This is a genomic window from Pseudomonas sp. R9.37, assembly GCF_963878885.1.
Taxonomy (GTDB): Bacteria; Pseudomonadota; Gammaproteobacteria; order Pseudomonadales; family Pseudomonadaceae; genus Aquipseudomonas.
The window spans coordinates 35,046-52,029 of sequence record NZ_CAWNZA010000015.1; the positions used below are offsets into that span (position 1 = coordinate 35,046).

Below are 16,984 nucleotides of genomic sequence, written 5' to 3' on the forward strand. Positions count from 1 at the left end.
CGGTTTCAGGGCGCGGCACAGAAGCTGCAATAGACCAGGCAAACCATTCGCCCGAGAGCGTTGTATGCCTGTACTGCCTGTAGCTGCCGATTACCCCATTCACACGCCCCACGCCGAGCTGATCCGCGATGAAGCCCAGGCGATTGCCGTCGCCCACCAAGTCGCCGCCGTACTGCTGGAGCACGACGCCGAACGTGACCGCACCCGTCAGGTGCCCACCGAGGTGGTGGACCTGTATTCCAACAGCGGCCTGTGGGGCATCAGCGTGCCGCGCGAGTTTGGTGGCGCCCAGGTGTCCTACGCGGTGCTGGCCCAGGTGATTGCGATTATCTCGGCGGCCGACCCGTCGCTGGGGCAAATCCCGCAGAACCATTACTGCCTGCTGGAAGATATCCGCCTGCAAGGCACTGCCGAGCAGCAGGCGCATTTTTTTGGCCTGGCGCTGCAGGGCCATCGTTTTGCCAATGCGCTGTCGGAAACCGGCGGCAAGAACGTGCAGGACATTCAGGCCACCGTTCGGCGCGCGGGCGACGGCTATGTGATCAACGGCCGCAAAGGTTATTGCACCGGTTCGCTGTACGCCCACTGGCTGGCGGTGCTGGCGCTGGATGAGCAGCAACATGCACAGCTGGCTTTCGTAAAACGCGGCACCGAAGGGCTGGTGGTCGTCGATGACTGGGACAGCATGGGCCAGCGCACCACCTCCAGCGGCACCGTGCTTGCACAGGACCTGCGGGTGCCGGCCTTCAATCTGTTTCCTACGCACAAATCCTACGATTCCCCGACCCTGGCCGGCCCTTTCGCACAGCTGACCACCGCCGCCATCGATGCCGGGATCGCCCGCGCCGCCTTGCGCGACACCGTGCAGTTCGTGCAGCAATTCGCCCGGCCGTGGATCGACGCCGGGGTGGAAAAAGCCAGTGAAGACCCGCTGACCATCATTCAGGTCGGTGCCCTGGATATTCGCCTGGAAGCTGCCGAAGCCTTGTTGGAACGCGCCGGTCTGGCCCTGGACGCGGCACGCCCGGCGCCGAATGAAGACAACGTCGCCCAGGCCTCCCTGGCCGTAGCGCGGGCCAAGGTGCTGACCACCGAGATTGCCATCGAAGCCAGCAACAAATTGTTCGAACTGGGCGGTACGCGCTCGACGCTGAAAAAACACAACTTCGACCGCCACTGGCGCAATGCGCGGGTGCACACGCTGCACGACCCGGTGCGCTGGAAATACCACGTGGTAGGCAACTGGTTGCTCAATGGCACCAAGCCGCCACGTCACGACTGGTCATAAGCCATGGCCGAATTGTTCAAGCACATTTATTGGGCCGACATCGGCCAAGCCTGCCTGGAAACCCTGAGCATGCTCGGCGCCGCCCTGGGTTTTACCGTGTTGCTGGGGTTGCCGCTGGGCGTGCTGCTGTTTCTGACCGGCAAGCATCAATTGCACGAAGCGCGGGTGGTGTATCGGCTGTTGTCGGTGGTAGTCAACGTGCTGCGTTCGCTGCCGTTCATCATCCTGCTGATTGTGCTCATCCCGCTGACTACCTTGCTGGTCGGTACCTCACTCGGGGTGCCGGGCACCATCCCACCGCTGGTGGTGGGTTGCACGCCATTTTTTGCACGGCTGGTGGAAACCGCGTTGCGCGAAGTCGACCGCGGCGTGGTCGAGGCCACCCAGTCCATGGGCGCCAGCACCTGGCAGGTGATCCGCCACACGCTGCTGCCGGAGGCCCGCGCCGGGCTGCTGGCGGCGGTGACCGTGACCGCCATTGTGCTGGTGGACTACACCGCCATGGCCGGCGTGATCGGTGGCGGTGGCCTCGGCGACCTGGCAATTCGCTACGGCTACCAGCGGTTCCAGACCGACGTAATGGTGGTCACCGTGCTGCTTTTGCTGGTGCTGGTGCAGGCCCTGCAGATGACCGGTGACCGTTTGGTGGCGCGCTACAGCCGCCGTTAATTCTTATAAAGCTGATCGTGGAGCATTCATGAAAAAGTCCCTGGCCATCTTGGCCGCTGTCCTGTCGTTCAATGCGTTCGCCAACGAGACGTTGGTGGTGGGCGCGACCCCCGTGCCCCATGCGGAAATCCTCGAGTTCGTCAAACCGGTGCTGGCCAAGGAAGGCGTGGACCTGCAGATCAAAGTCTTCACCGACTTTATCCAGCCCAACCAGCAGCTGGCGCTGAAGAACATCGACGCCAACTACTACCAGTACCGGCCGTTTCTGGATGATTACAACAAGACTCGCCACACCGACCTGGTGCCGGTAGTGGGCGTGCACATCGAGCCGTTTGGCGCTTATTCGACGCGGATCAAGAACATTGCTGAATTGCAGGACGGCGCCACCGTGTCGATCCCCAACGACCCGGTGAATACCGGCCGCGCGCTGGTGCTGCTGGATGAAGCCGGGCTGATCAAACTCAAGGACCCGAGCAACACCCTCAGCACCCCGCGGGATATTGCGCAAAATCCCAAGCACCTGAAAATCCGCGAACTGGAAGGCGCCTTGCTGGCCCGCTCGGTGAGCCAGGTGGACCTGGCGTTTGTGTTCGCCAATTACGCGCTGGAGGCGGGGATTGATACCAACAGTGCATTGATTGTGGAGAAGGGCAAGTCGCTGTACGTCGAGTACCTGGTGGCGCGGCCGGATAACATCAACGACCCGCGCATCCAGAAGCTGGCCAAGGCGTTGAACTCCGACGAAGTGCGCCAGTTTATTTTGACGCGCTACAAAGGCCAGATCGCGCCCGGCTTCTGAGCCTCAACTGAGATCAAATGTGGGCGCAGGCTTGCCTGCGATAGCATCACCACGGTGTGCCTGGGGTACCGAGGTGCCTGCATCGCAGGCAAGCCAGCGCCCACATTGATCAAGTCTGCAGGTCAGGAGGGTGGCGTCGGTTCCAGCAACTGCGCCCCCGGCCCGCGCTCGCCGAGCTGGTCATCCTGATTGCGCAGCGGGCATGCCTCCAGCGACAAACACCCACAGCCGATACACCCGCTGAGCTTGTCGCGCAGCAGCAATAATTTGTTGATCCGAGCGTCCAGGTCCTCTCGCCACAGCGCCGACAAGCGTTCCCAGTCTTCAGTGGTGGGCGTGCGCTCGTCCGGCAAGGTTTTAAGTGCCTCGCCAATTGTCGCCAGCGGAATGCCCAAACGCTGGGCGATCTTGATTACCACCACCCGGCGCAACACATCCCGTGGGTAGCGCCGTTGGTTGCCGGCATTGCGCTGGCTCTTGATCAGCCCCTTGGACTCATAAAAATGCAGGGCCGTAACCGCCACGCCACTGCGGGCGGCCAATTGGCCGACGGTGAGTGCTTTGTTGAGCATGAAAACTCCGAAACAATGCTTGACCTTGACTTAACTAGAGGTTTTACCCTGCGTGGCATCGAATCGCAAGATTTTGCCTACGCAGAAAGGGGAGTGTTCATGCAGGTATCAGAGAAGAATCGCAGCTTCACTCAATTGATCGAATTTCAGATCGAGCCCCGGCAGCAACTCGCGCTGGTGGCGGCCTTGTCCACCCAAAGCGAGCGCCTGGCCCAGGGCCATGGCGGCTTTATCAATGCGAGTGTGCAGGTCAGCGACGACGGCCGGCGGGTGCTCAACTACCTGCAATGGCGCTCGCGCGAGGACGGCGAGGCAGCCTTCAAATGCTTTGAGCATGGCGAGGAAGATTTCTGGACGCTGATCCGCGCCCACCAGGCCACGGCGGTGACCTTTGACTCGTTCCAGGTACTGCGCAGCTTTGAGCGCAGCCATGACAACGCGTTGCACTGTCGCCTAAATGGATAGGTGCAACATGCGCTCGCCTTGCACGTTTTCACCGGGCCTGCGCTTGTTTACCGCCAGCTCACCGATCTTGATCAGGCGTGTGCGTGTGACGTTGCGGCTCAGGCCCAGCAGGTTGGCGGTGTGCACCTGGTTGTAATGGCTGAAGCGGTAGGCGGCGCGCAATAACGCGTCCTCGACCTTCTCATGCAGGGCGCCGGCCTGTTCCTCGAAGAGCTTTTGAAACGCGCGCGCCAGCAGGGCTTCGGCGCTGTTGTCGGTGCCGTGCTGGCTGTCGTCCTGGCGCTCGATGCGCATGTTCGACAAGCGCAGATCATCGCGCTCGATCACGCCATTCCGGCAGATCAGCAGGGTGTGGTGAATCACGTTCTCCAGCTCGCGGATATTGCCCGGCCAACTGTAGCTTTTGAGTTTGTGCTCGGCCTCGCGGCTGATGGTGATCGGGCCGTAACCCAGGCGCTGGCTGTAGGCTTCGATGAAGTGCCGGGTCAGCGGCAGGATATCGCCGGGGCGCTCGCGCAGCGGGCTGAGTTCCAGGCTGACCACGTCGAGGCGGTAGTAGAGGTCTTCGCGAAAATGCCCGGCGTTGATGGCCTTTTCCAACTGCACGTTGGTAGCCGCCAGTACCCGCACATCGATAGGAATGCTCTTGCGTGAGCCCAGGCGCACCACTTCACGCTCCTGCAACACGCGCAGCAGCTTGACCTGGATCGCCATCGGCAAGTCGCCGATCTCATCGAGGAACAAGGTGCCGCCGTCGGCCTCTTCGAACCAGCCGGCCTTGGCACTCAGGGCACCGGTAAACGCGCCTTTTTCATGGCCGAACAGTTCGGCTTCCACCAGCGACTCGGAGAATGCGCCACAGTTGACCGCCACGAACGGCCGGTTGCGGCGCGCGCTCAGGTTATGGATGTGGCGTGCCACCAGCTCTTTACCGGTGCCGGTCTCGCCGATGATCAGCACGCTCGCTTCGCTGGGCGCCACTTGCTGGATGTGGTCGAGCAGGGCCTGGGATTTGGGGTCTTCGAAGACCTGGGCCGTGGCGCGGATCGAGGTCGCAAGGGCGGGCGAGGGCGGTAAGGTTAAAAGCTGCATGGGCACCTCTTTTAGGAATAGAACGTGGGAATCGGCAGGGACTGGTTCAACGCCCACTCCCCCAGTTCGTGAAGTTTGTAGTCCACCGGGTCGTGCAAGGTTTGTGTGCGCAGGTTGCGCCAGTGGCGGTCCAGGCGCAGTGAGGCGTGGGTGGAGCGCGCGCCGGTGACTTCAAACAGCCGGCTGCATATCTCCAGGCCCTGGCGGGTGGCGGCGACCTTGGCGGTGGCAATCGCGATGGCCAGTTGGCCGCGTTCGTGCTCGCTGAGCTTGGCGCCTTTGGCCCAGGCCCGGTCGAGCAGATCGGCGGCGCGCTCGACCAGCAGGCGCACGCCTTCCAGCGCCACCCAGAACTCGCCGTAGTGGTGCAGCACGTAAGGGTCCTGGCGTACATCGTTGGCCGTGGATTTGTGCCATGAGCGGGTTTCGGTCAGGGTGTAGTTGCGCGCTTCTTCAAAGGCGCCCTCGGCAATCCCGAGAAACATGTGCGTGAACGTCAGTTGCGCGATCAGTGGGCGCAGGCAGGCGAAGGGCGTGCTCAGTGGGCCTGGATCGAGCAGCAGTTCCGATTCTTCGACACGCACCCGTTCAAAGCTGGCGCTGCCGCTGTCGGTCTGGCGCTGGCCGATGTTGTTCCAGTCATTGTGCAAGGTGATGCCGCTGCGCCCGCTGGGGATGGCCGCGATCAACAGTTTGCCGCCGGCACTTTCATCCACCGCCGAAGCGATGAGCATTTCCGAGTCGCTGGCGCCGGAACAAAAACTTTTTTTGCCCGAGAATTCGCGCCAGCCGCCGAAATCCTTGACCACCGTGCGCGTGTCCAGAGGGTTGAGGGCATTGCCCCAGAACCAGTTTTTGCGCGCGGTCTGTTCGAACCAGGGTTGCCATTGGTCCGGGCGGGCAAACAGGCGCACGGTGGCGAGCATCAAGTGGTGGAAGCCAAAGACATGGGCGATGGAGCTGTCGACCTTGGCGAATTCGCGCACGATGCCCAGGGTTTCGCTCCAACGCGCGCCGAGGCCGCCGTACTGCGTGGGTATGCTCAGGGCCAGCAGGCCGCTGTGGCGCAGGGCGTCACGTTCGGCTTTCGGGGTGCCGCCACGCTCGTCGCGCTCAACAGCGGTGAGGGCGAATTCGGCGGCCAGCAGTTTGGCGGTTTGCAGTGGCGATGGCAGGACGCTGTGGGGGTTGGCTGTCACGGGGTTTCCTCAATTGGCTCAGAAGCCGTGCGCTGTAGGTCTGGCAATGCAGCTCAAGTGTGGGCGCTGGCTTGTCGAGTCGTCGCACCGCTGCGATGGCATCAACCGGGGTTCACTCAAACACCGAGTCGCCTGTATCGCGGGCAAGCCCGGCTTCCACAGAAAAGCAGTTGCCCTATCAGGCCGATTTCAGCGTGCTCAGGCCTTTGTTTTGGGCAGCACATCATTGGCAATCATTTCGCCAAACGGGCCGGTGAGGTTGGTGATGCCGCGCCCGGCGAGGCTGGCGTAGGGTTCCGGCAGCAGCGGGAACACAAGCTCAGCAAAGCGATAGGCCTCTTCCAGGTGCGGGTAGCCGGAGAAAATAAAGCTCTCGATACCCAGGTCGGCGTATTCCTGGATGCGCTCGGCGACTTGCTGCGGGTTACCGACCAATGCTGTACCGGCACCGCCTCGGACCAGGCCGACGCCGGCCCACAGGTTAGGGGCGATTTCCAGGTTGTCGCGGCGCCCATCGTGCAAGGCGGCCATGCGGCGCTGCCCTTCGGAGTCAAAGCGCGAGAAGGATTTTTGCGCGGCCGCGATGGTCTCGTCGCTGATGTGCTCGATCAGTTTGTCGGCGGCTTTCCAGGCGTCTTCTTCGGTTTCGCGCACGATCACGTGCAGGCGAATGCCGAACTTGACGGTGCGGCCGTGGCGTGCGGCGCGTTCACGCACATCCGCGAGTTTTTCCGCGACGGCGGCGGGCGGCTCGCCCCAGGTCAGGTACACGTCCACCTGTTCGGCAGCCAGGTCGTGGGCGGCGTCTGAAGAACCGCCGAAGTACAGCGGCGGATATGGCTTCTGCACCGGTGGGTAAAGGGCCTTGGCGTTCTGTACGCGCAGGTGTTTGCCTTCAAAATCTACCGATTCGCCCTGCAACACACGGCGCCAGATCTGCAGGAATTCGTCAGAGACTTCGTAGCGTTCGCTGTGGTCTAGGAAACTGCCGTCACCGCGGTTTTCGTCGGGGTCGCCGCCAGTCACCACATTGATCAGCAAGCGACCGTTGGACAGCCGATCCAGTGTGGCGGCCATGCGCGCCGAGACGGTGGGCGAGATGATGCCCGGACGAATCGCCACCAGATAACGCAGGCGTTCGGTCAACGGCACCAGCGCCGAGGCGATGACCCAGGAGTCTTCGCACGAACGACCGGTAGGAATCAGCACGCCGTAGTAGCCCAGGTTGTCAGCCGCCTGCGCCACTTGTTTCAGATAATTGAGGGTGACCGGGCGTGCACCCTGGGTGGTGCCCAGGTAGTGACCGTCGCCGTGCGTCGGCAGAAACCAGAAAACATCCATGACAAATCCTTAAGCGATTTTCAGCAGAGAGGGGGAGTGCGCGGCAAACAAAGGTGCTGCGCGTTCTGCGGCAAGGCGTATGCGGCCCTTCAAGGGCTCGCTGGTTATTTGGTAGTCGGTGAAGTCGGCTTCGGTGGCGTACACACCGATCGGCAAGGTCAGTGCCTGGAAGAAGCTGAACAGCGGGCGCAGCTGATGATCGAGCACCAGCGCGTGACGTTCGCTGCCGCCGGTGGCGGCGAGCAATACCGGCGTGTTGATCAGCGAGTTGAGGCCGACCAGATCGAACAAGTGCTTGAGCAGGCCGGGGTAGGAGCCGCGGTACACCGGTGCGGCGACGATCAGCAGGTCGGCCTGTTCGATGGCCAACAGTTGCGATTCAACCTCGGCCGGCAGTTCGTCACGCGACAGGGCACCGCCCAATGGCCGGGCGATGTCGCCCAGTTCGATCAGCGTGGTCTGGATCGGCAGCAACGTCGCCAGTTCGGCCAACACGGCCTGGGTCAGCACCAGGGTGCGCGACGGGCGCCAGGTTCCGCCGGAGAGGGCAACGACATTCAGGGGACGGGTCATGAACAGTTCCTTTATCAACAGGGGTACTTAGCGGGTGAAGTGGAACGTGTTGAGCAAGAGCTGTACCAACGGCTGGAAGCCTTGATGGGCGTGGGCTTCAGGCTCACTGCTGAAAAGTGAAGCTGTTGGCTGACTGGTGTTTTGTTGAATGACTGTTGCTGGTGCAACAGTTGCGTGGCGAACAGTGTTGATTCGAGATGGGCTATTTATAGAGGGTTAGGTTTATTCCGTAAATGAACGTATTTCCATATTTATAGATCTTAAATGAATATGCATTGCTGGCTATCGCAGGTCTCTGAACGGTTGATAGCGACTATCACGGCGGGTGATTTTTCACCGTGCAGAGGCGGGAGTAGCCTGTGTTCATTGACTCGAAACCTCCTTCGCAGGGCCTCCACCATGAACCATTTTCTGGCTGTTTCCGTACTGGTTGTCAGCGCCGTCCTCGCCGGCTGCGCGACCCATCCATCACCTGAATCCCGCCCTTACACGGCTGAAGAAACCAAGCAATTGGCCCTTGAAGCGCTGAGCCGTCGCGGCTTGTCGTTTGATGAATACCAGCAGCAGCGCGCCGCACTGACCGCTCAGCCACAGAAGCCTTTCGGTTTTGATCACCAAGGCGAAATGAACGCCGAACGCAGCGTGGTGCTGCATGGTCGTCCCAGTTGAGCCGGCGCTCAGCAGCAAAAAGCCCGAGGATTCCCCTAAGGAACCTCGGGCTTTTTGTTTGCCATTGGGCTACTTCAGCCTGTTAAGCTGAATTTCAGGAGCGTTCCTACGCACATTTGCATAAAGTTGTTCTTCTTTAATGGCATTCGATCGGTTAAACCTGACGACCTCTGTTCCGGTTGATGCCCCTGAGACGTTGCTCTCGGGAACACGCTCTGCGAGTCTTAAACGTCATGAATAAACGTCCGTTGTATTTCGACTACGCCGCCACCACGCCGGTGGATGAGCGGGTCATCCAGGTGATGGTCGAGTGTCTGGGCTTCAATGCCAATTTCGGTAACCCCGCGTCCAGTTCCCATGCGTACGGCCAGGCGGCCCGGCAAACGGTTGAACAGGCGCGGCGCCAGGTCGCCGAGCTGGTCGGTGCCAGCGCTGAGCAGATCGTCTGGACCTCCGGCGCGACTGAATCCAACAACCTCGCGATCAAGGGCGTGGCCCAGGCGCGCGGGGTGGCGGGCGGGCACATCATTACCAGCCAGATCGAACACAAGGCCACACTGGACACCGCGCGTCAGTTGCAGGAAGCCGGGGTGGCCGTCACTTATCTGGTGCCGGACGCCGATGGGCTGATCAGCGCCACCGCGGTGAGTGAAGCGTTACGTGACGACACCTTTCTGGTGTCCCTGATGCTGGTCAATAACGAATTGGGCACCTTGAACGACATCCCTGCCATCGGCGCACGGTTGCGTGAGCATGGCGCGCTGCTGCATGTGGATGCCGCGCAAGGTGCCGGCAAAGTCGCGATCGACCTGGCTGAATGGCCGGTCGATTTGATGTCGTTTTCTGCGCACAAACTGTACGGCCCCAAGGGCATCGGCGCGTTGTATGTCGGCCCGCGAGCGCAGCAAAAAGTGTTGGCGCAGATTCACGGGGGTGGTCACGAAGGCGGCCTGCGCTCCGGCACCCTGGCGACCCATCAGATTGCGGGCATGGGCACCGCGTTTGCCTTGGCGGCGCAGTCCTTCGCCGAGGAAAAGGCCACCATCGTCGCCTTGCGCCAGCGCCTGCTCGATCAGTTGGAAACAGTCGCGGGCGTACGCCTCAACGGCAGCGCCACACAGCGCATTCCTCATACGCTCAGCCTGACGTTCAGTGAAGGTGAGTTCAATTCCGCCGCACTCAGTGCCGGCCTGGCGTTCTCGGCGACCTCGGCGTGTAATTCTGCGAGCAACGCGCCGTCCCACGTGCTTCTGGCCCTGGGCCATGACGCGCGCAGCGCTGGCCGTACCATTCGCCTGAGCCTGGGCCGGTTTACCACCGAACAGGACATCGATCAGGCCGTGCAGTTGATCAAAGCCGCACTCGCCAGTGCCCCGGCGTTCTGGGCGGTCTGATTTTTCATTCGCAACACATAACAATTATTAGTGGTTAGCAGGAGACACAATGAGTACGCAGCCTTTGACCCATGGAACGGTTCCCCAGCGCCTGGCGCACACCCGTGAACTGATGCGCCGCGAGGGCATCCACGCCCTGTTGGTACCGTCGGCCGACCCGCACTTGTCCGAGTACTTGCCGGGTTACTGGCAGGGGCGGCAATGGCTGTCGGGATTTCATGGTTCGGTGGGCACGCTGATTGTCACCGCAGATTTCGCCGGTGTCTGGGCCGATAGCCGTTACTGGGAACAGGCGACCAAGGAACTCAAGGGCAGCGGTATCGAGCTGGTGAAGTTGCAGCCCGGCCAACCCGGCCCGCTGGAATGGCTGGCTGAGCAAACCCCCGAAGGCGCTGTGGTGGCGGTGGATGGCGCGGTCATGGCCGTGGCCTCGGCGCGTACCCTGGGCGGCAAGCTGGCAGAGCGCGGCGCGCGTCTGCGTACCGATATCGATTTGCTCAATGAAGTCTGGCAAGACCGCCCGGCCTTGCCGAACCAGCCGATCTATCAACACCTGCCGCCGCAGGCGACAGTCAGCCGTGGCGAGAAGCTCGCTGCGCTGCGAGCCAGCCTGAAAGAGAAGGGGGCCGACTGGCACTTTATCGCCACCCTGGATGACATCGCCTGGCTGTTTAACCTGCGTGGCGGCGATGTGTCGTTCAACCCGGTGTTTGTGTCGTTTGCCTTGATCAATCAGCAGCAGGCCACCTTGTTTGTGGCGCTGAGCAAGGTCGATGCCGAGTTACGCGCGGTGCTGGAGCAAGAGGGTGTGACCCTGCGCGACTACAGCGAAGTGGCGGATGCGCTGCGGGCTGTGCCGTCGGGCGCGAGCTTGCATGTTGACCCGGCGCGGGTCACGGCCGGCTTGCTGGAAAACCTCGATGCCGGCGTCAAGCTGGTCGAAGGGCTGAACCCGACCACGCTGGCCAAGTCGCGCAAGAGCCTGGCGGACGCCGAGCATATCCGCCAAGCCATGGAGCAGGACGGCGCGGCGTTGTGCGAATTCTTCGCCTGGCTGGACAGCGCGCTGGGCCGTGAGCGCATTACCGAATTGACTATTGATGAACACCTGACGGCGGCGCGTACCCGTCGTCCAGGTTATGTGTCGTTGAGTTTCAACACCATCGCGGCCTTTAACGCCAATGGCGCGATGCCGCACTACCACGCCACTGAAGAAGAACACGCGCTGATCGAAGGCGATGGCTTGCTGCTGATCGATTCGGGTGGCCAGTACCTGGGTGGCACCACGGACATCACGCGGATGGTGCCGATCGGCACGCCGAGCGAAGAGCAGAAGCGTGACTGCACACGGGTGCTCAAGGGCGTGATTGCCTTGTCGCGTGCGCAGTTTCCCAAGGGCATTCTGTCGCCGCTGCTGGACGCCATTGCGCGTGCGCCGATCTGGGCCGAATGCGTGGACTACGGCCACGGCACGGGTCACGGTGTAGGCTATTTCCTGAATGTGCATGAGGGCCCGCAAGTGATTGCCTACCAGGCCGCCACCGCGCCGCAAACGGCGATGCAGCCGGGCATGATCACCTCGATTGAGCCGGGCACTTATCGCCCGGGTCGTTGGGGCGTGCGCATCGAGAACCTGGTGTTGAACCGTGAAGCGGGCAAGACCGAGTTTGGTGAGTTTCTCAAGTTCGAAACCCTGACCCTGTGCCCGATCGACACCCGTTGCCTGGCGCCGTCGCTGCTGACGGCGGACGAGCGCGAGTGGTTCAACGCTTACCACGCCCAGGTGCGCGAGCGGCTCAGCCCGCTGCTCAGCGGCGCTGCGCTGGAATGGTTGCAGGTGCGTACAGCGGCTATTTGATCGGTTGCAGTTCGGGCGCCTGGGCCAGGGCGTCTGCCATATAGTCGACGAACGCCTTGACCCGGGCCGACTGGCGGCGATTGGGCGCCGAGATCGCGTAAATGGGCAGTGACAGCGGGGTGTAGTCCTGCAACACCGCAACCACGCGGCCGGCTATCAAGTCGTCAGCGAACAGCCACAGGGGCGACAGTGCAATGCCGAGCCCCGTTAGCACCATCTCGCGCACCGCCTCGGAGTTATTACTCTGGGCGTTGCCGGTGATGCGCACCGTATGTCGCGCGCCGTCCTTGTCATAGATCCATTGATTCTGGCTGCTCAGCAGGTTGAACAGCAGGCAGTTGTGCTGCGTGAGCGCTTGCGGGGTAAGCGGGGCGGGGTGCCGCGCCAGGTACGCCGGGCTGGCTACGGTGACACGGTGGGTGATGCCGATCTGCCGCGCAATCAAGCCGCTGTCGCGCAGTTCGCCGATGCGCAGGGTCACGTCCAGGCCTTCGCTGACCAGGTCCTGAAGTTGATCGCTGAGTTGCAGGTCGACTTGCACGTCAGGGTAGTGCTGCAGGAAACCGCTCAGCCGCGAGGCGATATGCAGGCGGCCAAAGCTCACCGAAGAGCCGACGCGCAACGGGCCGGCGATGGTTTCCCTGCCGGTCTGGAAGCTGTGTTCCGCCGCATCGACGGCTGTGAGAATTTCACGGCAATGGTGGTAGTAGCGCTGACCTTCGTCAGTCAGAGACAAGTGGCGAGTGCTGCGGGCAATCAGCTTGCCGCCCAGTTCGCGTTCCAGGGCGCGCAGTACTTTGCTGATGGTCGGCTGAGTGGTCTGCATTTCCCGGGCGACGGCGGAAAAGCTGCCGCGTTCGATCACGCGAACGAATATTGCCATTGCATTGAGTTTGTCCATGAGCTGTCCGATTCATGCCATATGCGCATAGGCACTATAGCTTTTTAGCGTCTTATCGGCATGAGTCGGTGGGCCGATCATTGGCCTCACTCCTCAACGAATCGAGATCGCCGACATGACTGATATGCACGCTTTGATTGTGGACGCTGCAGACGCGCCGCTGCGTTTGACCAGGATGCCCAGACCCGTGGCGGGTGCCGGGCAGGTGCTGGTCAGGATCAAGGCCAGTGGCCTTAACCCGCTGGACGCGAAAATTCGCGCAGGCCAAGCCGCACATGCCCGTCAGCCCTTGCCGGCCGTCATCGGCATGGACCTTGCCGGGATTGTCGAGGCGGTTGGCCCCGCGGTGCGGGAGTGGCGCGTGGGCGATGAGGTGTATGCGCTTGCGACGGGTATCGGTGGCGTGCAGGGTTCGTTGGCGGAATACGCGGTGGTCGATGCACGCCTGCTGGCAAAAAAACCTCAGGCCCTGAGCATGCGTGAAGCGGCGGTATTGCCGCTGGTGTTGATCACTGCATGGGAAGGGTTGGTGGACCGTGCGCACGTAGGCTTGGGCCACAAGGTGTTGATCCAGGGGGGCGCCGGGGGTGTAGGGCATGTCGCGGTGCAGTTGGCGGTTGCCTGCGGCGCCGATGTGTATGCGACCGGGTCCGCCAGGCACCGGGCGACGATAGAGGGCTTGGGCGCTACTTTTATCGACTATCAGCACCACAGGGTCGAAGACTACGTAGCGCAGCATACGGCGGGTGAAGGGTTTGACATTGTGTATGACACCGTCGGTGGCGAGACGCTGGATGCCTCCTTTCTAGCCGCCAAGGCGTATCACGGCCACGTGGTCAGCTGCCTGGGCTGGGGGCAGCACAGCCTGGCGCCGCTATCGTTTCGCGGGGCGACGTATTCCGGTGTCTTTACTTTATTGCCGTTGTTGACGGGCAAAGGGCGTGAGCACCACGGACAGATACTGGCTGACGCGGCCAGGTTGATCGATGCGGGCAAGCTCAAGCCGATCATGGACCCGCATGAATTCGACCTGCAGACGGCAAACGCCGCCTACGATTTGCTCGCAAGCGGCGCTCGGGGGCGATTGGCGATAGCGATTAGCTGAGGGCTTCGCGCACAAAATCCAGACGGTCCTGACCGAAGAACAGCTGGTTGCCTACAAACATACTGGGCGCACCGAACACGCCGCGCTGAACGGCCTGCTCCGTGTTGTCCTTGAGGGCGGCTTTCACACTTTCGTCATTGGCCAGGGCCAGCACTTCTTCCGGGTTGAAACCGGCTTCGGTCAACACCGCCGCCACCACAGCGGGGTCGCCCATATTCCGACCTTCGACCCAGAGGGCGCGGAACAGGCAGTCGATGAAGCCCTGGAAGCGCTCGGGCTGGTGAAGCTGCATGCCGGTCACTGCGCGCATCAGCATCAGGGTATTGATGGGGAAATGCGGGTTGAACTTGAGCGTCACGTTGTAGCGCTGGGCATACCGCGCCAAGTCGTTAAACAGGTACCGGCCCTTGGCCGGCACGGTGACGGGGGATGCATTGCCCGTGGCTTTGAACACGCCTCCGAGCAGCATCGGCTGGTACACCAGGGTCGCGCCGGTTGCAGCGCACAGGGCAGGCAGTTGGGTGTAGGCCAGGTAAGTGGCGGGACTGCCGAGGTCAAAGAAGAATTCCAGGGTTTTACTCATGGTCGATGCTCGCTGCTTATTGTTGTGAAGGCGTGCTTACCAGGGTTCATTCCAGGGGCGCAGGTCCAGTTCAAACGTCCAGGCGTCGCGCGGCTGGCTGTGCAGGTACCAATAGTTATCGGCGATGTGTTCGGGGTTGAGGATACCGTCCTGATCCTTCAGGGCGTATTTTTGCGGGAAGTTGTCGCGAATGAAGTCGGTGTCGATGGCGCCGTCGACCACTACGTGGGCGACATGGATATTCCTGGGGCCCAGCTCTCGCGCCATGCTCTGTGCGAGTGCGCGAATGCCGTGCTTGGCGCCGGCGAACGCGGCGAAACCTGCAGCGCCGCGCAAGCCCGCGGTAGCGCCGGTAAACAGGATGGTGCCGCGGTTGCGGGTGACCATGCGCTTGGCCACTTCGCGCGCATTCAGGAAGCCGGAGAAGCAGGCCATCTCCCAGATCTTGAAGTACTTGCGCGCGGTTTCTTCAAGGATGCTGCAAGGCACGTTGGCGCCGATATTGAAGACGAACGCTTCGATCGGGCCTAACTCGCTTTCGATCTGTTCGATCAGCGCGATGACCTCGTCTTCCTTGCGTGCATCACAGGCAAAGCCGTGGGCTCGGCCACCGGCCGCCTGGATGCTGTCGACCAAGGGCTGCAGCTTGTCCGCGCTGCGGCGGGTGACGCAGGCCACGTAGCCTTCGCGCGCGAAGCGCTTGGCAATGGCGCCGCCGGTGGCGTCACCGGCACCCACTACCAATACGATTTTGTTGTTTTCTGTCATGGGAACTCCGTTGCTCGATAGTCGAGCAGGAGTGTAGCCGCAACGTCGCAAAGGGCCGGGTCGAGATCAGATATTCACAAAGGGGAGCAGTCGGATGAAGACTGCTCGGGCGTTCACTTACAGATGACGATCATGCTGCGACTGGTGTAGCCGGCAGGGTTGAGGCCGAAGGGGTAGTCCCCAGGCTCCTCGGAGTTGTCACCGGACTTGGCGATAACCCGGTAGCCCTTGGCACCGCATGAATTGGCTGCGCTGGTGTAGCACTCGTCCCAGGAGGAGGACAGCCCTGAACAGTTGATATGCAGCCCTTTTTTGCCCCGTTTCACTTCTGTCTTGGTGGTCGCAGCACAGCCCGCAATGCCCACGACCATGAACAGTATCAATATTCTTTTCATCACTATCCTTAATAGCCGCTTCGCAAAAAGGCTCGATGCAGGCTCTACTCGCTCTCGATTGTAGCGTTCAGCTGTCCTTGTCGAAATTCTCCATGAAAGACATTCATTTACGGCCTAAACATGGCCTAAATAAGCGGCAAATACCAGAGCTACCTTTGATAGCGATCAATCGGCCGGCACCAGCGGTTTGGATTCATTGCGCATCGTCAGCGTAGCGCCTACAGAGGCCAGGATAATGCAGGTGATGGCCAGCCACTGTGCCAGCGACAAGTGCTCTTGCAGGAAGAACAGCCCGGAAAGCGCGCCGAATGCAGGCTCGATGCTCATCAGGGTGCCGAAGGTGCGGGCAGGAAGGCGAGTGAGTGCGACCATTTCCAGGGTATAGGGCAGCGCCGTGGACAAGATGGCGACAGCCAGGGCGACGGGGATGAGTGCAGGCGTCAGCAGCGCGGCGCCTGCGTGGACAATGCCAATGGGCGCGACGAACAACGCAGCAATCATTACGCCGAGTGCTGCGGTCTGGACACCATTGTCGTTGCCGGCCTTTTGGCCAAACAGAATATAGAGCGCCCAGCAGATACCTGCGCCAAGGGCATAGGCTGCCCCCGTCAGATCGATACCGCTGCTGGCTTCGCCTATGGGTATGAGCAGTAGAAGCCCGGCGATCGCGAGGCCTATCCATAGAAAGTCCACCGCCCGGCGCGAAGCGTAGATCGCAACGGCGAGCGGGCCTGTGAATTCCAGCGCTACTGCGATCCCCAGGGGCACTGTGCGCAAGGACATATAGAAGAGGAAATTCATGCCACCCAGTGCCATGCCATAAATGACAACGGTACGCAGGGACTTGGCTGTGAGCTTGGCGCGCCATGGGCGTAGCAGAAGCAGCATGATCACACTGGCGAATATCAGGCGCAGGGTCGTGGTGCCCTGGGCGCCGACAATGGGAAACATGCTTTTGGCCAGCGAGGCGCCGGACTGGATGGACGCCATGGCTATTAATAGCAGGCCGACCGGGAACAACGCCGATGCCAGGCTGCGGGGTGGGGTGGTCATTGGGGTGTTTGTCCAAAGTCGTGGTGGAGAGGCAGGGCATATGATGCTCAACCGGTGAGCTTTGAGCAATATATTGCTCAGTTTCTGGTTCTTGGGCGCCTATATATAAGGTGTGACTAAGTTTTCGGGTTGTTTGATAGAAAAGCAAAATTAAGGGTTGACGGCAGATTCTGGAAGTCTATAATTCGCCCCACTTCCGGCGCAGTCGAAACGGAAAACTCCTTGGTAAACAAAGAGTTACGCAGAATTCGACAGCGAGT

At 61.4% G+C, this 16,984-nt stretch carries 18 protein-coding genes; 8 read left to right on the forward strand and 10 right to left on the reverse strand.

Going from position 1 to position 16,984, the window contains the following annotated elements; all coding sequences use genetic code 11:
* The first annotated feature begins 64 nt into the window (after positions 1 to 64).
* Genes AACU78_RS11305 through AACU78_RS11315 form a run of 3 tightly spaced genes read left to right on the forward strand, consistent with a single transcriptional unit; the run spans position 65 to position 2,756 of the window.
* On the forward strand, positions 65 to 1,288 hold the full coding sequence (locus AACU78_RS11305; RefSeq protein ID WP_106580590.1) for an SfnB family sulfur acquisition oxidoreductase: 1,224 nt from the start codon (positions 65 to 67) through the stop codon (positions 1,286 to 1,288).
* A 3-nt stretch (positions 1,289 to 1,291) separates the two neighbouring features.
* The gene (locus tag AACU78_RS11310) at positions 1,292 to 1,957 is read left to right on the forward strand and encodes a methionine ABC transporter permease (protein ID WP_106580591.1); all 666 of its coding nucleotides are present in this window, start codon (positions 1,292 to 1,294) and stop codon (positions 1,955 to 1,957) included.
* 28 nt (positions 1,958 to 1,985) lie between these two features.
* Complete coding sequence (locus AACU78_RS11315) at positions 1,986 to 2,756, forward strand: MetQ/NlpA family ABC transporter substrate-binding protein (RefSeq protein WP_106580592.1); 771 nt, start codon at positions 1,986 to 1,988, stop codon at positions 2,754 to 2,756.
* A gap of 122 nt (positions 2,757 to 2,878) precedes the next feature.
* On the opposite strand, the gene soxR is transcribed toward AACU78_RS11315, so the two are convergent.
* Positions 2,879 to 3,328 (reverse strand): redox-sensitive transcriptional activator SoxR, encoded by a 450-nt coding sequence (gene soxR, locus AACU78_RS11320; protein ID WP_106580593.1) that lies wholly within the window; start codon positions 3,326 to 3,328, stop codon positions 2,879 to 2,881.
* Positions 3,329 to 3,427: 99 nt separating this feature from the next.
* On the opposite strand from soxR, the gene AACU78_RS11325 reads away from it, so the two are divergent.
* On the forward strand, positions 3,428 to 3,793 hold the full coding sequence (locus AACU78_RS11325; RefSeq protein WP_106580594.1) for an antibiotic biosynthesis monooxygenase: 366 nt from the start codon (positions 3,428 to 3,430) through the stop codon (positions 3,791 to 3,793).
* On the opposite strand, the gene AACU78_RS11330 is transcribed toward AACU78_RS11325, so the two are convergent.
* From AACU78_RS11330 to msuE, 4 genes are all read right to left on the reverse strand, one after another.
* Positions 3,782 to 4,885 (reverse strand): sigma-54 interaction domain-containing protein, encoded by a 1,104-nt coding sequence (locus AACU78_RS11330; RefSeq protein WP_106580595.1) that lies wholly within the window; start codon positions 4,883 to 4,885, stop codon positions 3,782 to 3,784. The two genes, AACU78_RS11325 and AACU78_RS11330, sit on opposite strands and share 12 nt — an antisense overlap.
* An 11-nt stretch (positions 4,886 to 4,896) precedes the next feature.
* Positions 4,897 to 6,084 carry an acyl-CoA dehydrogenase family protein gene (locus AACU78_RS11335; protein WP_106580596.1) on the reverse strand — a complete coding sequence of 396 codons (1,188 nt, stop codon included), beginning with the start codon at positions 6,082 to 6,084 and terminating at the stop codon, positions 4,897 to 4,899.
* Between the two features lie 198 nt (positions 6,085 to 6,282).
* Positions 6,283 to 7,425 (reverse strand): FMNH2-dependent alkanesulfonate monooxygenase, encoded by a 1,143-nt coding sequence (gene ssuD, locus AACU78_RS11340; protein ID WP_106580597.1) that lies wholly within the window; start codon positions 7,423 to 7,425, stop codon positions 6,283 to 6,285.
* 9 nt (positions 7,426 to 7,434) lie between these two features.
* On the reverse strand, positions 7,435 to 7,998 hold the full coding sequence (gene msuE, locus AACU78_RS11345) for an FMN reductase (RefSeq protein ID WP_106580598.1): 564 nt from the start codon (positions 7,996 to 7,998) through the stop codon (positions 7,435 to 7,437).
* 399 nt (positions 7,999 to 8,397) lie between these two features.
* Here msuE and AACU78_RS11350 point away from each other — a divergent pair, with 399 nt between their 5' ends.
* From AACU78_RS11350 to AACU78_RS11360, 3 genes are all read left to right on the forward strand, one after another.
* Entirely contained in the window at positions 8,398 to 8,667 is a 270-nt protein-coding gene (locus AACU78_RS11350; protein WP_106580599.1) for a hypothetical protein, read from the forward strand.
* 233 nt (positions 8,668 to 8,900) lie between these two features.
* On the forward strand, positions 8,901 to 10,061 hold the full coding sequence (locus AACU78_RS11355; RefSeq protein ID WP_106580600.1) for a cysteine desulfurase family protein: 1,161 nt from the start codon (positions 8,901 to 8,903) through the stop codon (positions 10,059 to 10,061).
* 49 nt (positions 10,062 to 10,110) lie between these two features.
* Positions 10,111 to 11,919, forward strand: coding sequence for an aminopeptidase P family protein (locus AACU78_RS11360; protein ID WP_106580601.1), 1,809 nt, complete (start codon positions 10,111 to 10,113; stop codon positions 11,917 to 11,919).
* Here AACU78_RS11360 and AACU78_RS11365 read toward each other — a convergent pair.
* The gene (locus tag AACU78_RS11365; RefSeq protein ID WP_106580602.1) at positions 11,912 to 12,820 is read right to left on the reverse strand and encodes a LysR family transcriptional regulator; all 909 of its coding nucleotides are present in this window, start codon (positions 12,818 to 12,820) and stop codon (positions 11,912 to 11,914) included. The two genes, AACU78_RS11360 and AACU78_RS11365, sit on opposite strands and share 8 nt — an antisense overlap.
* 124 nt (positions 12,821 to 12,944) lie before the next feature.
* On the opposite strand from AACU78_RS11365, the gene AACU78_RS11370 reads away from it, so the two are divergent.
* Positions 12,945 to 13,925, forward strand: coding sequence for a zinc-dependent alcohol dehydrogenase family protein (locus AACU78_RS11370; RefSeq protein ID WP_106580609.1), 981 nt, complete (start codon positions 12,945 to 12,947; stop codon positions 13,923 to 13,925).
* Here the strand turns inward: AACU78_RS11370 and AACU78_RS11375 are convergent.
* The 4 genes from AACU78_RS11375 to rhtA all read right to left on the reverse strand — a co-directional run bounded on the left by AACU78_RS11375 (position 13,918) and on the right by rhtA (position 16,724).
* Positions 13,918 to 14,508 carry a 2-hydroxychromene-2-carboxylate isomerase gene (locus tag AACU78_RS11375; protein WP_106580603.1) on the reverse strand — a complete coding sequence of 197 codons (591 nt, stop codon included), beginning with the start codon at positions 14,506 to 14,508 and terminating at the stop codon, positions 13,918 to 13,920. The two genes, AACU78_RS11370 and AACU78_RS11375, sit on opposite strands and share 8 nt — an antisense overlap.
* Before the next feature lie 36 nt (positions 14,509 to 14,544).
* Positions 14,545 to 15,276, reverse strand: a complete 732-nt coding sequence (locus tag AACU78_RS11380; RefSeq protein ID WP_106580604.1) for an SDR family oxidoreductase — start codon at positions 15,274 to 15,276, stop codon at positions 14,545 to 14,547.
* A gap of 113 nt (positions 15,277 to 15,389) precedes the next feature.
* Positions 15,390 to 15,671, reverse strand: coding sequence for a hypothetical protein (locus tag AACU78_RS11385; protein WP_106580605.1), 282 nt, complete (start codon positions 15,669 to 15,671; stop codon positions 15,390 to 15,392).
* A gap of 165 nt (positions 15,672 to 15,836) precedes the next feature.
* Positions 15,837 to 16,724 carry a threonine/homoserine exporter RhtA gene (rhtA, locus tag AACU78_RS11390; protein WP_106580606.1) on the reverse strand — a complete coding sequence of 296 codons (888 nt, stop codon included), beginning with the start codon at positions 16,722 to 16,724 and terminating at the stop codon, positions 15,837 to 15,839.
* Between the last annotated feature and the right edge of the window lie 260 nt (positions 16,725 to 16,984).

Excerpts from the sequence above, each read along its gene's own strand:
- AACU78_RS11305 (WP_106580590.1), top strand. The coding sequence starts at position 65 with ATGCCTGTACTGCCTGTAGCTGCCGATTACCCCATTCACACGCCCCAC.
- AACU78_RS11310 (WP_106580591.1), top strand. The coding sequence starts at position 1,292 with ATGGCCGAATTGTTCAAGCACATTTATTGGGCCGACATCGGCCAAGCC.
- AACU78_RS11315 (WP_106580592.1), top strand. The coding sequence starts at position 1,986 with ATGAAAAAGTCCCTGGCCATCTTGGCCGCTGTCCTGTCGTTCAATGCG.
- soxR (WP_106580593.1), bottom strand. The coding sequence starts at position 3,328 with ATGCTCAACAAAGCACTCACCGTCGGCCAATTGGCCGCCCGCAGTGGC.
- AACU78_RS11325 (WP_106580594.1), top strand. The coding sequence starts at position 3,428 with ATGCAGGTATCAGAGAAGAATCGCAGCTTCACTCAATTGATCGAATTT.
- AACU78_RS11330 (WP_106580595.1), bottom strand. The coding sequence starts at position 4,885 with ATGCAGCTTTTAACCTTACCGCCCTCGCCCGCCCTTGCGACCTCGATC.
- ssuD (WP_106580597.1), bottom strand. The coding sequence starts at position 7,425 with ATGGATGTTTTCTGGTTTCTGCCGACGCACGGCGACGGTCACTACCTG.
- msuE (WP_106580598.1), bottom strand. The coding sequence starts at position 7,998 with ATGACCCGTCCCCTGAATGTCGTTGCCCTCTCCGGCGGAACCTGGCGC.
- AACU78_RS11350 (WP_106580599.1), top strand. The coding sequence starts at position 8,398 with ATGAACCATTTTCTGGCTGTTTCCGTACTGGTTGTCAGCGCCGTCCTC.
- AACU78_RS11355 (WP_106580600.1), top strand. The coding sequence starts at position 8,901 with ATGAATAAACGTCCGTTGTATTTCGACTACGCCGCCACCACGCCGGTG.
- AACU78_RS11360 (WP_106580601.1), top strand. The coding sequence starts at position 10,111 with ATGAGTACGCAGCCTTTGACCCATGGAACGGTTCCCCAGCGCCTGGCG.
- AACU78_RS11365 (WP_106580602.1), bottom strand. The coding sequence starts at position 12,820 with ATGGACAAACTCAATGCAATGGCAATATTCGTTCGCGTGATCGAACGC.
- AACU78_RS11370 (WP_106580609.1), top strand. The coding sequence starts at position 12,945 with ATGCACGCTTTGATTGTGGACGCTGCAGACGCGCCGCTGCGTTTGACC.
- AACU78_RS11375 (WP_106580603.1), bottom strand. The coding sequence starts at position 14,508 with ATGAGTAAAACCCTGGAATTCTTCTTTGACCTCGGCAGTCCCGCCACT.
- AACU78_RS11380 (WP_106580604.1), bottom strand. The coding sequence starts at position 15,276 with ATGACAGAAAACAACAAAATCGTATTGGTAGTGGGTGCCGGTGACGCC.
- AACU78_RS11385 (WP_106580605.1), bottom strand. The coding sequence starts at position 15,671 with ATGAAAAGAATATTGATACTGTTCATGGTCGTGGGCATTGCGGGCTGT.
- rhtA (WP_106580606.1), bottom strand. The coding sequence starts at position 16,724 with ATGACCACCCCACCCCGCAGCCTGGCATCGGCGTTGTTCCCGGTCGGC.